This window comes from Bacillus sp. 123MFChir2 (assembly GCF_000383235.1).
Lineage (GTDB): Bacteria > Bacillota > Bacilli > Bacillales > Bacillaceae_G > Bacillus_A.
On the sequence record NZ_KB910940.1, the window covers coordinates 21,566 to 35,494 of the forward strand.

At 37.3% G+C, this 13,929-nt stretch carries 10 protein-coding genes; 8 read left to right on the plus strand and 2 right to left on the minus strand.

Annotated features, from left to right (window positions below; all coding sequences use genetic code 11):
- Positions 1-229: 229 nt before the first annotated feature.
- Complete coding sequence (locus tag H280_RS0110945) at positions 230-1,765, minus strand: recombinase family protein (protein WP_020061168.1); 1,536 nt, start codon at positions 1,763-1,765, stop codon at positions 230-232.
- Between the two features lie 814 nt (positions 1,766-2,579).
- Here H280_RS0110945 and H280_RS0110950 point away from each other — a divergent pair.
- The 5 genes from H280_RS0110950 to rlmD all read left to right on the plus strand — a co-directional run bounded on the left by H280_RS0110950 (position 2,580) and on the right by rlmD (position 7,694).
- Positions 2,580-2,762, plus strand: coding sequence for an SE1561 family protein (locus H280_RS0110950; protein ID WP_020061169.1), 183 nt, complete (start codon positions 2,580-2,582; stop codon positions 2,760-2,762).
- A gap of 118 nt (positions 2,763-2,880) precedes the next feature.
- Positions 2,881-4,407, plus strand: coding sequence for a fumarate hydratase (locus tag H280_RS0110955; protein ID WP_020061170.1), 1,527 nt, complete (start codon positions 2,881-2,883; stop codon positions 4,405-4,407).
- Positions 4,408-4,593: 186 nt separating this feature from the next.
- Complete coding sequence (pdaA, locus tag H280_RS0110965) at positions 4,594-5,376, plus strand: delta-lactam-biosynthetic de-N-acetylase (RefSeq protein WP_020061172.1); 783 nt, start codon at positions 4,594-4,596, stop codon at positions 5,374-5,376.
- Between the two features lie 58 nt (positions 5,377-5,434).
- On the plus strand, positions 5,435-6,298 hold the full coding sequence (locus H280_RS0110970) for a DNA-3-methyladenine glycosylase family protein (protein ID WP_020061173.1): 864 nt from the start codon (positions 5,435-5,437) through the stop codon (positions 6,296-6,298).
- 10 nt (positions 6,299-6,308) lie between these two features.
- The gene (gene rlmD / locus H280_RS0110975; RefSeq protein WP_020061174.1) at positions 6,309-7,694 is read left to right on the plus strand and encodes a 23S rRNA (uracil(1939)-C(5))-methyltransferase RlmD; all 1,386 of its coding nucleotides are present in this window, start codon (positions 6,309-6,311) and stop codon (positions 7,692-7,694) included.
- A 126-nt stretch (positions 7,695-7,820) separates the two neighbouring features.
- Here the strand turns inward: rlmD and H280_RS0110980 are convergent, their stop codons facing one another.
- Positions 7,821-9,266, minus strand: coding sequence for a L,D-transpeptidase family protein (locus tag H280_RS0110980; RefSeq protein ID WP_020061175.1), 1,446 nt, complete (start codon positions 9,264-9,266; stop codon positions 7,821-7,823).
- A gap of 412 nt (positions 9,267-9,678) precedes the next feature.
- On the opposite strand from H280_RS0110980, the gene H280_RS0110985 reads away from it, so the two are divergent.
- The 3 genes from H280_RS0110985 (at position 9,679) to truA (ending at position 13,848) form a co-directional block, all read left to right on the plus strand.
- Positions 9,679-10,518, plus strand: coding sequence for a DnaD domain-containing protein (locus H280_RS0110985; protein WP_020061176.1), 840 nt, complete (start codon positions 9,679-9,681; stop codon positions 10,516-10,518).
- Positions 10,519-11,002: 484 nt separating this feature from the next.
- On the plus strand, positions 11,003-12,931 hold the full coding sequence (abc-f, locus tag H280_RS0110990; RefSeq protein ID WP_020061177.1) for a ribosomal protection-like ABC-F family protein: 1,929 nt from the start codon (positions 11,003-11,005) through the stop codon (positions 12,929-12,931).
- Positions 12,932-13,110: 179 nt separating this feature from the next.
- Positions 13,111-13,848 (plus strand): tRNA pseudouridine(38-40) synthase TruA, encoded by a 738-nt coding sequence (gene truA, locus H280_RS0110995; RefSeq protein ID WP_020061178.1) that lies wholly within the window; start codon positions 13,111-13,113, stop codon positions 13,846-13,848.
- The last annotated feature ends 81 nt before the right edge of the window (positions 13,849-13,929 follow it).

Here is a 13,929-nt window from a genome sequence, read left to right on the forward strand (position 1 = left end):
GACAAAAAATAGCCTCAAACCATTACAGGCTCAAGGCTTTTCTAATCAGCTTATCAATGTCAAGCTTACCTATTTCTGTTACAATAACTCCTTTATCAGTAACTGTAATATTATCAGGCTGAGGAGAGTAGCTCTAGTATTTTTTATCTTGATGTAAGTAATTCCTAGTAATTATTTTTGGCAAAGGGAAAAATAAAAGAGCCAGTGCATCAGCATCCTACTCAATCTCTTACAAGGTATCTCTGTATTCTATTCTAATCTCAAATGGTTGAGATTTGCCAACTCTGTCTGATTGCTCTTTCCAATAGTAGACCTTATCAATAACCTCAAGTAAGAGGCTATTAGCCTTTGTAGGATTAGCATTAGTATCCATTGACAAGAGTATCTCAATCTTTTTCTTAATCTTTTTATGCTTGTCTACCTCAGACTTAGCATCAGCTCCATCTATACCCTTTAGCTCCTGCTGTATCTTTAGCTGTTGCTCCTTAATGTCCTTAATAATGTCCATAGCCTCATCCTCATTATCCTCATAAAAGCCTTTTCTAACCATCTCTAAGACTTTCTTTCTTTCCTGCTCTAGCTTGTTATGCTGTAGAGTCAGCTCCTGCTGTTTATTAGCTACAGAGGATAGAAAGGATGTATCCCCTGCTACAATTGACTCAATCCTTACATCTAGGTCAGTAAGGTGCTCTCTGAGCTTAATAAAGACAGCCTCCTCAACTCTAGAGGCTTTAGTAGCATTATTAGAGCATCTTTTTCCTGTAAATTCCTGCTTAGCTCTCTGAGACATAGAGGAGTAACAGTTAAGGAGGTACAGCTCTCTTTCATCCTTATTAAGAGTCTTTCTAGATGACCTGCTAACATATTTGTTACAAAAGGATAATGTTTGATGACACTTAGGACATTCTAGCAATCTAGACAAGGTATACACTCCTCTTTGTAACTTTTGAGGTACTTTCCTTTTGTCTGCTCTGATTAACTGAGCCTTATTCCATGTATCAGCATCTACTAAAGCAGGATGAGCCTCCTCTACAGTTATAGGATCCTCTCCTTGTAGCTCATAATGTACAATCCCTCTGTAAGCTACATTGGATAGGATAAGGGAGGTAGCTCTAGGAGTAAATGCTTTGCCTGACCTTGTTACAATCCCTCTCAGAGTTAATTGCTCACATATCTCAGCCTGATTTAATCCATCAGTAACATACATCCTGTAAATATCCTCTACAGTCTTAGCCTCAGCAGGATGAGGGAGGAGATGCTTATCATCATCTTTTGAATAGCCATAAGGAGCAATACCAAAATACACTCCCTTTTGAATAGCCTGTATTCTTCCTCTCCTTAGCTTTCTCTTAGTCATCCTCATGAAATGGTTATCCATCTCTGACTGCATACCTGAAACAAATATGTCATCATCATTCATAAAGTTATAAGTCTTATTCAAGGTAAAGAGCTGTAAAGCCTCAGCTTTGGCAAACCTTTGAAACAACCCAAAATCTGTCCTATCTCTTGTCAATCTGTCTTGGTCAGTCACTAGGACTCCATCATAAATATTTCTTTTCAGCTCCATGAGCATCTTTTGTAGCTCAGCTCTACCATACCAATCCTCTGAGCTACCTTCCTCAGAGAATACTTCATAGTCCATGTTATTTTTTTCTGCATAGTCAGTCAGTAGCTCAAGTTGTCTGTCAATCTCAATAGCATCAGCATCCTTTAACCTTGACTTTCTGACATAAATGCAGACTTTCTTTTTTGAAACTTTTGCCATCTCCTTAGCTCCCTCCTGATAATATTGTTTAAATCCTATTATAGCAGGGAATTAGAAAGTGGCGATATTTATTACAAAGTATACATTGAATGTACTTCATGACATTTACAAACCATCTCTTCAAGGTCCATATAATCCCATAAGAAGGAGTGATCGGCTTCATTTTTTGTGATGTATTCATTTATGAAATACTCCTTTGACTATTGAAATAACAATTTGTCCATCCTCTATGATAGAAGAAGATTGCTTATTTATAAAGTGAAACTTCTATCAGCGGGGAGTTTTTTCCCCACTGATGGTTAGCCCTCACCAATCGGGCTTTTACGGACAGTTATCCCCGCCTATCTTCTTTGCTTCTCTCTTCATCCTAGGAAGGGGATTTACTGCACGTTAATGCGGGGTAAAGTGAAAAAATCAAAATGAATGATATATAAATGTAAATTGAAAAACCGACATAAAAACCCCATTTTTTAGGGGAGGGCGAGAGCATCTGGCCATGCATAGGAGCGGTCAGGGCCTATTTCTGCCACATGCGATGTTTGAAACAAAAGGAGCAGGCTAGTAGCAGGGCATGTTGTGTTCTGCATAGTAGCGATTTTTGTATTGAAAAATCGAAGTGGATGTATATAACTGAACCAGTCGGACTTTTACTGTCTGTGAATAGCGGGATGAACCATTTTACACAAATTGATGGAAAAATTCATGACCGTAATAATTGTTTTTGCTGTATAATAAAAGAAAGATTCAACAAGTACACAAATGAGTATTCTAGATAGGAAATTAGGATAACTCGAATAAAAAGGAGAGAGCACCTATGGGAAATGCTACTTACGATAAGGATTCACAATTAGTATATTTGAAAGAACGTTTAAATATGTTTATAGAGGTTATTGATACAATTGAACCAGAAGACGTGGAACTAGAAGATGTGGATCGCCTTCTTGAAATGTTAGATGATATTGAGTTTAAGTGTGAGCAATTTAAAAAGAGTGAGTAAAGGATCAGCGAACTGCTGATTCTTTTTTGTTAGAAGCAATGCCCAAAAAGAGGTATAATCAAATTGTGAAATTTTGAAATGCGTTTTGGTAGCGTTCACAATTGAGGGGGAAGTAATCATGAAAAAGCTTCAAGAAAGCATGTATAAACTAATTGTTGAAACGTCAACAAATTTACCGAAAGATGTAAGGCGTGTGATTCAACAAGCGAAAGAACGAGAAAATGCAGGGACTCGTTCAGCGATGGCGCTTGGCACAATTACAAATAACATTAAAATGGCAGATGATAATATTTCGCCAATTTGCCAAGACACAGGGATGCCAACTTTTAAAGTGTACACACCAGTTGGGGTAAACCAATTACACATGAAAGAAGCAATTTATAAAGCAATCGAACAAGCGACGAAAGACGGGAAGCTTCGTCCGAACTCTGTAGATTCTCTGTTTGGTGATAATAGCGGAAATAACTTAGGACCAGGAACACCTGTTATTAAGTTTGAACAATGGGAAAAAGATTATATCGATGCACGCCTTATTTTAAAAGGCGGTGGCTGTGAAAATAAAAATATTCAATACAGCTTACCTTGTGAAATTGAAGGACTAGGACGAGCTGGCCGCGATTTAGAAGGAATTCGTAAATGCCTTCTTCATGCGGTATATCAAGCACAAGGTCAAGGATGTAGCGCTGGCGTAATTGGCGTTGGTATCGGAGGAGATCGCACGTCAGGTTATGAGCTTGCGAAAAACCAATTGTTCCGTTCATTAGATGATGAAAATCCAATTCCAGAATTGAAGCAGCTTGAAGATTATATTATGGAAAATGCGAATAAGCTTGGGATTGGAACGATGGGATTTGGCGGCGAAACATCATTACTTGGCTGTAAAATTGGTGTATACAACCGTCTGCCAGCTAGCTTCTATGTTTCTGTTGCGTATAACTGCTGGGCATATCGCCGCCTAGGTGTAACAATTCACCCAGAATCAGGTGAAATTATTGAGTGGTTATATCAAGAAGGTGAAGATACGTTAAAACACGAAGAATCAAACGAAGAAGCAAATACGCAACGTGAAATCGTCTTACAAGCTCCAATTACTGAGGAACAAATTCGCGAACTTCGCGTTGGTGACGTTGTAACGATTAACGGTATGATGTATACAGGCCGTGATGCAATTCATAAACATTTAATGGATAACGACTGCCCAGTTGATTTAAATGGACAAGTTATTTATCACTGCGGACCAGTTGTTGTGAAAGATGAAAACGACAATTGGAAAATTAAAGCAGCAGGACCAACAACAAGTATTCGTGAAGAACCGTACCAAGGCGATATTATGAAGAAATTCGGTATTCGCGCTGTTATTGGTAAAGGCGGCATGGGTGCAAAAACATTGGCGGCATTAAATGAACATGGCGGCGTATACTTAAATGCAATCGGCGGTGCAGCGCAGTACTACGCAGAGTGTATTAAAGAAGTAAAAGACGTTGATTTCTTACAATTTGGTATTCCAGAAGCAATGTGGCATTTACGTATAGAAGGATTTAAAGCGGTTGTAACGATGGATTCTCACGGTAATAGCTTACATGCTGACGTGGATAAATCATCTTTAGAGAAATTAGCAACGTTTAAAGAACCAGTTTTTAAATAAGAATGAGGAGCTGACGTTTGTCAGCTCTTTTTTGTGCATTTGGTATGTCGAATCGCCGATATATTGCAAAGAGAGGTCGATATAATGATTTCTTTGTATTGGTATAAATGGAAAAACGTGTTCAGCATGAAAAAATTATAGACACAGAAACTACAAGTACGATTCTATATGAAAAGGAGCTTAGAAATGAAGCGTAATTGGTTCTACATTGGTATTATCTTTTCAATTATGATGGTACTTGTTCCAGCTTCTGTTCTTGCTTATGTGAATACACCAAACCACTGGGGAATTCCGCGTGCGAAGAACGAAACTCCTCCTGATGCTGGTCAGAAATTTACAGAACTATTGCAGAAAAATGGAGGATTTTATTTAGGGGATACAAAGAAAAAGGATATTTATTTAACGTTTGATAATGGATATGAAAATGGCTTTACCGGAAAAATTCTTGATGTGTTAAAAGAAAAGAAAGTACCGGCAACCTTCTTTGTCACAGGACACTATATTAAAACTCAAGAAGATTTATTAAAACGAATGGTAAATGAAGGGCATATTGTTGGAAACCATTCACAGACTCATCCAGATTTTACAACGGTAAACGATGCAAAGCTTCGTGAAGAATTGCAAACTGTAACAGATGAAATTCAAAAGGTAACTGGGCAAAAAGAAGTACGATATGTTCGGCCGCCGCGCGGAATTTTCAGTGAACGTACATTGGCACTCGCGAAAGATATGGGCTATTATAATGTCTTTTGGTCGCTTGCTTTTCTCGATTGGAAAGTAGATCAACAAAGAGGATGGCAGTATGCTCATAATAATGTAATGAATATGGTTCACCCCGGGGCGATTATTTTGCTGCACTCTGTTTCGAAGGATAACACAGAAGCACTTGCGAAAATCATTGATGATTTACGCGAGAAGGGGTATCATTTTAAAAGCTTAGATGATTTAGTAAAAGGCAATCAACCGTAAGCATGTATGCTTGCGGTTTTCTCATGCTATAATGATGTGTAAAAAGGATGAGGAATACATGTGGAGCGAACAAATTACGTTAGACTATCCATATCGGTTTGAGGAAGTATTAAAACGTTTATCTTTTGACCCGTTACATATCATTCATTTAGAAGATAAAACAATTCATGTTCCGCTTACCATAGATGGAGAACAAATGATTGTCCGTGTACAAGGGAAGGGGACAACTGAGGAGCCGCAATTTTGGGTTTCTAGCCAAAGCGATAAACAAGCTGAAATTATGAAGCGCATTTCTTTTATTTTTCAATGGAATCAACCTTTTTATGAGATCCAGCATCATTTTTTAAACACATCATTACGTCCGCTTTTTGAAACATTTGCATATACTCCAATTATTTTAGAGTTCGATTATTTTGCTTGTCTTCTACGCTGTATTATTCATCAACAAGTTCATTTGAAATTTGCGACAGCACTTACAGAACAATTTGTAAAAACATATGGAACGGAAAAACAGGGTGTTTTCTTTTTTCCCACACCTGAACAAGTAGTGAACATTACAGTAGAAGAATTGAGAAATCAAAAATTTAGTCAGCGGAAAGCAGAATATATCATTGGACTTGCGCAGCATATTGTGGACGGAAGGCTAAACTTAGAAGAGTTAGAGGGAAAAACAGACGAAGAAATCGCAGAAATGCTATTACCAATACGAGGTATTGGAGCATGGACTGTACAAAATTTCTTATTGTTTGCTCTTGGACGTCAAAATATGTTTCCAAAAGCAGATATCGGGATTCAACGTGCGCTTCAACAGTTATTTCAATTAGAACAAAAGCCAGATGACGTATTTTTAGAACAAATGAAAGAAGAGTGTGAACCATATTGCAGTTATGCATCATTGTATTTATGGAAAAGTATAGAGTAGAGGTGTAACAATGATACAAAAACAACATGAGAGTAAGTTAGAAGTTGGACAAACGTTTCCTGTGACAATAAAGCGTCTTGGGATTAACGGAGAGGGCGTAGGTTATTTTAAAAGACAAGTTGTCTTCATTCCAGGAGCGCTTCCAGGAGAAGAAGTTGTTGCAGAAACAACGAAAATTCAGCGTGGTTTTGCTGAAGCAAAAGTGAAAAAGATTCGTAAAGCTTCGCCGCATCGCGTAAAACCGCCATGTGCTGTATATGAGAAATGCGGTGGTTGTCAGCTTCAGCATTTAGATTATCAAGAACAATTAAATCAAAAGCGCGATATCGTCCTGCAAGCATTTGAGAAGTACATGAACGGAAGTATGGAAGATAAGATTCGCAAGACACTTGGAATGGGAGATCCATGGCATTATCGTAATAAAAGTCAATTACAAGTTGGTCGTAAAGATGAAAAAGTAATTACAGGATTATTTGAACAAAATTCACACCGCTTAATTGATATTTCTCATTGTATGATTCAACATAAAGCAACAAACGAAGCAACAAAAGTGGTAAGACGTATATTAGAAAAACTGAACATTTCTATTTACAATGAAAGAAAACAAAAAGGTCTTGTACGGACAATTGTGACGCGTGCTGCTGTGCAAACGGGCGAAGTGCAAGTCACATTAATTACGACAAAAGAAGAATTGCCAAATAAAGAACAGTTTATTGCGGAAGTGCAAAAACAAATGCCATCTGTAAAATCGATTATGCAAAATGTGAACTGGCGTAAAACATCTGTCATTTTTGGTGATAAAACATTCCGTTTAGCTGGAAAAGAAGTGATTCAAGAAACACTGGGTGATTTATCATTTGAATTATCTGCACGTGCATTCTTCCAGTTAAATCCTGAACAAACCGTTGTGTTATATAACGAAGCGAAAAAAGCAGCTGCTTTAACAGGAAAAGAAAAAATTGTAGATGCGTATTGCGGCGTTGGGACAATTGGACTGTGGCTTGCAAAAGATGCAGCAGAAGTGCGCGGTATGGATGTTATTCCAGAAGCGATTGAAGATGCGAAGAAAAATGCAAAGCGTCACGGTTTCACAAATACAAAGTACGAGGCTGGAAAAGCGGAACAATGGCTGCCAAAATGGGTAAAAGAAGGCTGGCGTCCAGATGTTATCGTTGTGGATCCACCGCGCACAGGTTGTGATGATAAACTACTCGAAACGATTTTAAAAGTAAAACCGAAAACAGTTGTGTATGTATCTTGTAACCCATCATCGCTTGCGCGTGATGTGAAAACGTTAATGAAGAGTTATGACGTGGAGTATGTACAGCCAGTTGATATGTTCCCGCATACGGCGCATGTGGAGAATGTTGTTAGGCTTGTTAGAAAAGAAAAGTAAATGAATGAGGCTGAACTATACCATAAGTAAATAGCATAAATAATAAAAACAAAGAAGCAGACAATCACTTACGATTGCCTGCTTCTTTATTTTTTATAAAGAAAATACTTGAGATGCAGCTATTTACTAGTACACGATAACCGGTTCATGAGTACTGAGGTTATCATACACAGTTTTCGCAACACTAGGAGGAAGGTTAACACATCCGCCCGAACCTCCCGTTAAATAGGCGTTATTTGCCCAGTTCGTCCGCCAAGCGGCATCGTGGAATCCTTGTCCGCCGTTTGTGAACGGAGCCCAGTAATCTACCTTAACGGAATAATCAGGTTTACCTACTGCGCTGCCTTTAAGTGTGTACGGTGATCGTTTATAAAGGACGTACCACACTCCTGGTGATGTATCTTCACTCGTGCTATGTTTACCAGTTACTACATTTGTTGAGACTGCCAATTGTCCATTTTTGTAAATCCAAATTTGCTGTTCGGCAATTGACACTTCCGCATACGTGTCTCCAATTCCATTATTCGCTGTTGTTTCATAACCGATGCCTTCATTATCCCAGCCATTTCCGCGAATATTAGAAGCAGAAAGAGACTTTTCGCCTTTTTCAAAGGCTTGTTGGACTTGCTTTGTTTCTTTTTCAACATCTAGTGCCCAGCCGTAGCCTTGGCCTTTTACTGATATGACCGAGCCAGAATGGGTTTTAAATGTGAAGTCTTTATTTAATGTTGCTTTAGCATCATTAATTTCAGCAACCTTATTCTTAATGTCGCTCGCATCGATTGTAACTTTCATATCTTTTGACATAGAGGCATTTTGAATTACATCTTTCGCTTTTAAAGAGTAAACTTCATTTTGTACCTTATAATCAACAGACTGTTGAAGAAGATCTTGTAGTGCCTTCTCCTCTTTTTTTACAATCGGATCGTTTTCTTTAATAGGCTGTATGTGTACAGGCTTTAGGTGAATTTCACTTTTATGCTTTTGCTTGTCGTAATCTTTTAAGAGACTAGCAACATCATACTGTTTTCCATCAACGCCTTTTGAGATAACAACTTTGCCCTGTTCAAGCTTTGCCATAGCATCTTGAGGAGCTTTTAAATCTTTATTCATAGATAAGAGCTTTTCTTCTACAATTTTTTTCATTGTTTCGCTTCGATACTGATTTGCCTTTTCTGGTAGCAGTGAATAACTTTTTTCCTTTGAGGAAGGGAAAAATGTCCACTGGTTTTTTAATAGTTTCTTAACTTGAGGCAAATCTTTTTCTGTAAGTTCCGTTTGTGTATCTTTTTCATCTAGAATTTGTTGTTGGCCGACATAGACTTTGTTTTCTAATCCAGATGTTTTTAATTTTTGTATTGCCTGATCAGCAGTCATCCCGCCGACTTTTGTGTCATTAATCGTAACATTTGAATTGAAGTGGGTTGTCTGATAATAACTCATTCCCCCAAGGAGAAGTGCAATTATACCGCCGCTCACTGTAATAAACTTCCAGTTTGTGGAACGCTTGCGTGAGTTTACCCGTTTTTTATCAACTTCTTCAACTGATTCATTTAACGTATTGTTATCCATAAATCTTTCCTCCGTATATATCAACGTCAACCAATTTAAAACTAAAACCATTGACTAGTTTACCTTATTATTCTTAAATTTTCATTATTTTTGATTAGATTTTATTGTGTTAAATTGGTTTAATTTGGATTTTTCAATAGAATGACACATAAAAAACAATGGCCAAACTCATTCCACTCACAATGAATAGCCCCTTTCAATCCCCTTGTAAGCCCATTATAAGCCCCTTACAAGTAATAAATCATTACAAAAACAAAATAAAAAAACTACTACTACAAGAATCACCCCTGAGAGAAATCAAACCGTAGTAGTCATTTTTTAAAAATCAAATTGCCAAATTTCCTCATTCGTCCTTATATCTATTGAGGGAACGGAAATTTCATATGTGCGGGGAAAGATGGGAGGAATTAATATGGCAGTATACCGAACTATACAGGTGAATTTTTGGCAGGATGATTTTGTATTGGAGTTAACACCGGAGGAGCGATATTTTTACATATACTTGCTGACATGTTCTAAAACGACGCAATGCGGCATTTATTCCTTGCCGAAGCGTTTGGCGGAGATGGAAACAGGCTATAACCGAGAGACTGTTGAGAAGCTGCTGCAGCGGTTCATTGACTATGGAAAAATAGTATATGATCCAGAAACGAAGGAGTTATACATTAAGAATTGGTTACGCTATAACCCAGTTACAAACACGAACGTTGAGAAATGTGTGCTGCGTGAGTTAAAGACTGTGAAAAGCAGACAGTTTGTACATATGTTTTTGCAAAAATGTTTGGAGGAAGAGATGAATATCCCGCTATTATTAGAGTATTTTGGCATGCCTGCTAAGAATCCTCAAGCTGACGTTGAAAGCTGTGAAGCAGATGAAGAAATGCCTTCTGATGGCAATGTATTCACGTTTTATGAACAAAACTTTGGCAGCTTGTCACCGTATACAAAGGAGGAACTGAATGCGTGGATGGGTGATTTGTCAGATGGACTTGTATTAAAAGCACTTCAGATTGCCCATGAAAATAATAAACATACGCTTGCCTATGTGAAGGGAATTCTGCGGGACTGGCATGAAAAAGGATATACAAAGCTTTGTGAAGTAGAGGAAGCAGAAGTGAGGTTTCGGAAGAAGGAACCGTCTGTGGCCTGTGAGACTGAGAAGTTTCTAAAGGAGTGTGAAGAGTGGGAGAAACATGTCCCGTCTGAAGAAGAACTCCAGAAGTTTTTGCAGGAACATGGATGGCATCCATGAATGAGATTGTAAATTGCTAATTCCATTAATTGTATTTACAAAAGTAAAGAAAAATGAGATAATATAGAAAATTTCGAAGGAGGAAAGTAAGTTATGACGCCAACTAATTGCTAATATTGATTTTAATTTAAAAATTAATATGGATTTTATAACGAGTATCAATTTTCCTAATTTAGTTAGGTTTATTTCGTTATGCTCTTTATGGAATCAAGGCAATTTAGAAGGTAACTTACTTTACTAAAATCGAGATTATAATTTATAAGATATATCACTGCTGTTTAGGAGGCGGGGTATATAGGCATAACAATGTATTTTTGTCGTACACATTTTTTGCTTATAAATTATATTCACAGATTATTTAGGCTGTAAGAAGACATCATCTTCTTACAGCCTTTTTATTTGAAAAATAAAATAGTATTGAAGGTCTTCTTTGTCCTGTCCATAAAATGCGTAACTTGTATTATGGATGAAAGAAGGGAATTGCATGTTTGAGTTAACGTTAAATGGTGTTAAGAAATATATGGATGCTACGCTTGTTCTTAAAAATATAAGCTTTGAAGTTTATGCAGGAGAGAAAGTTGGTATTGTTGGCGCAAATGGCAGCGGAAAGAGTACGATCTTGAAGTTAATTGCAGGGATAGAGCTTATGCATTACTATCCAGGTTATCCACAAACCTCAAGCTATGGATATGATGAGGGTCTTATTCATTTTCCGAGAGGGGCAACTTGTGCATATCTTGAGCAAACGCCTTCGTATCCACAGGGCTTAAAGGTTATTGATGTTTTAAACATGGCTTTTGAGGAAGTTCATTGTATAGAGAAAGAAATGCGAGGATTAGAAGAACAAATGAAGATGTTAGCAGATAGTGATTTAGAAAAAGCTCTGCAAAAGTACAGTGACTTGGTTCAATTATATGAAGTGAAGGGCGGATATGATATAGAAGAAAAATTAGGAAAGGTTTGCACAGGGCTGAAATTTGATGAAAGCTTTTTAAGTAAGGATTTCGATTTATTGAGCGGCGGTGAAAAAACGACCGTTGTACTTGGAAAACTGTTGATTCATGATCCAGACATCTTGCTGCTTGATGAACCGACAAATCACTTAGATATGGATTCCGTTGAATGGCTCGAAGGCTATTTGAAGAGCTACAAAGGAGTTGTCATTATCGTATCCCATGATCGATATTTTTTGGACAATGTAGTCACAAAGATTGTAGAAATAGAGGATATGGAGTCTATTACCTATAAGGGTAACTATTCATCTTATGTGAATCAAAAGGAAGAAAATTTACGCATTCAATACGAACATTTTAGAGAACAGCAAAAAAAGATCAATTCCATGGAAAAGACCGTAACAGATTTGAGAGATTGGGCGATGAGAGCTGATAATAATAAGTTCTTTAGAAGAGCTGCTAGTATACAAAAAAAGCTCGATAAAATGGAGCGGATTGAAAAACCTGTTTTTGAAAGACAAAATATGAAGTTGCATGTAAAAGCTGCGCAAAGATCCGGAAATGAAACCATTAAGGCAGTAGGACTTTCTAAGAGCTATGGAGAGAAAGTAATTTTAAAGGATGCTGATGTAATGGTTCATTACGGGGAAAGAGTCGGGTTAATTGGTTCGAATGGCAGCGGAAAAACTACGTTTTTAAAGATGCTTTTAGGTGAAGAGCAGCCGGATCATGGTGTGGTAGAATTAGGTGCTAATGTGATGGCGGCATATTTACCACAGAAAATCATCTTCAAAGATGAAGAGCTTACGGTGCTTGAATGCTTTAGAGAGGATATCTCGATACTGGAAGGAAAAGCGCGGGAATATTTATCAAAATTCATGTTTTATAAAAATAGCGTCTTTAAAAAAGTAAAACATTTATCAGGAGGAGAGAGAATTAGGCTCAAGCTTGGTATGTTGTTATATCAAGATGTAAATTTATTAATACTGGATGAGCCGACAAATCATCTTGATATTGATTCAATCGAAACTCTTGAGGAAGCGCTGGAAGACTTTAAAGGAACAATATTTTTTATATCTCACGACAGATATTTTATTAATAAATTCGGTGAAAGAGTGATTGTTATTGAGGAGCATTCTTGTAAAAGCTACTTTGGAAATTACGATTATTATAAAAGTGTAAAAGAGGAGTTAAGCTTACAGAATGTGAAGGAGCCGGTTAAAAATAGCGTGAAGGTGAAGAAACAAAGAAATGGTTCTGAAGGTATAAACCAGGAAGCAGCAAAAGCTAAGGCATTAACAAAGATTGAAAGGATTGAAGAGGAAATCAGGCAGTTAGATATAGCGATGGCTGCTGATCGTATCGAGTATGAGGAACTTAATCAGCTATATAGTAGGAAACTTGAATTACATCATGAACTAGATTCGGCGATGGAGTTGTGGTTAGGTTTTGAGGATTAACTTTAATAATTAAGCGTGAATACAAAAGATCGAGTAAAATCGGTCTTTTTGTATTCATTATCTACCGCAGTACGCTGTGGCGTGGTATTTTTTCACATGAAGGTGTATATTTAGGTACAGGTACAAGAAAGGCGGTGAATCTGTTACTAAAAACAGAATAAGTTTAGTAGCAGAAAACAATGAATAACTACAAATTAACAATTCAATATGACGGTGGCCGCTATAAAGGTTGGCAGCGTCTTGGGAATAACGATAATACCATTCAAGGAAAAATTGAAAGTATATTATCAGAAATGATCGGAAGAGAAATTGAAATTATTGGCTGCAGCAGAACCGATGCGGGTGTACATGCTCTGAATCAAGTCGCTAACTTTAAAAGTGATGAAAATTTGGTAGAACATAAAGTGAAAAAATATTTAAATCAACACTTACCAAATGATATTAGTATTACGAACGTGGAATTAGTTCCGGAGCGTTTCCATGCCCGCTACAATTCAAAAGCGAAAACGTATTTATATAAAATTTGGAACGAAGAACATACGAATCCATTCATGCGTAAATACAGCATGCATGTTGGGAAAATGTTAAATGTTGAACGCATGAAAAAAGCAGCTCAATATTTAATCGGTTCGCATGATTTTACGGCTTTCTCTAATGCAAAGTCGAAGAAAAAATCCATGGTTCGTGAAATCTACTCGTTAGATGTAACGGAAAAGGATGGCTTCGTTCAAATTAGAGTGAGTGGAAACGGCTTTCTTCACAATATGGTGAGAAAGATTGTCGGAGCGTTAATAGAGGTTGGATTAGGTCAGTTAGACGCTGAAGCAATACCGCAAATTTTAGAGGGAAAACAACGAAATCAAATCAATTGTCTTGCGGATGCGAGCGGGTTGTATTTGGAGAAGGTTGATTTTTAGGAGGAGATAAAGGCTGTTTTTTATGAACAGCCTTTATTTTTTATGTGGAATGAGCTATTCTTCTTTCTTTGATTTGTTCTT

Bases quoted from the DNA above. Each gene is read 5' to 3' on its own strand.
- H280_RS0110945 (WP_020061168.1), bottom strand. From the start codon at position 1,765: ATGGCAAAAGTTTCAAAAAAGAAAGTCTGCATTTATGTCAGAAAGTCA.
- H280_RS0110950 (WP_020061169.1), top strand. From the start codon at position 2,580: ATGGGAAATGCTACTTACGATAAGGATTCACAATTAGTATATTTGAAA.
- H280_RS0110955 (WP_020061170.1), top strand. From the start codon at position 2,881: ATGAAAAAGCTTCAAGAAAGCATGTATAAACTAATTGTTGAAACGTCA.
- pdaA (WP_020061172.1), top strand. From the start codon at position 4,594: ATGAAGCGTAATTGGTTCTACATTGGTATTATCTTTTCAATTATGATG.
- H280_RS0110970 (WP_020061173.1), top strand. From the start codon at position 5,435: ATGTGGAGCGAACAAATTACGTTAGACTATCCATATCGGTTTGAGGAA.
- rlmD (WP_020061174.1), top strand. From the start codon at position 6,309: ATGATACAAAAACAACATGAGAGTAAGTTAGAAGTTGGACAAACGTTT.
- H280_RS0110980 (WP_020061175.1), bottom strand. From the start codon at position 9,266: ATGGATAACAATACGTTAAATGAATCAGTTGAAGAAGTTGATAAAAAA.
- H280_RS0110985 (WP_020061176.1), top strand. From the start codon at position 9,679: ATGGCAGTATACCGAACTATACAGGTGAATTTTTGGCAGGATGATTTT.
- abc-f (WP_020061177.1), top strand. From the start codon at position 11,003: ATGTTTGAGTTAACGTTAAATGGTGTTAAGAAATATATGGATGCTACG.
- truA (WP_020061178.1), top strand. From the start codon at position 13,111: ATGAATAACTACAAATTAACAATTCAATATGACGGTGGCCGCTATAAA.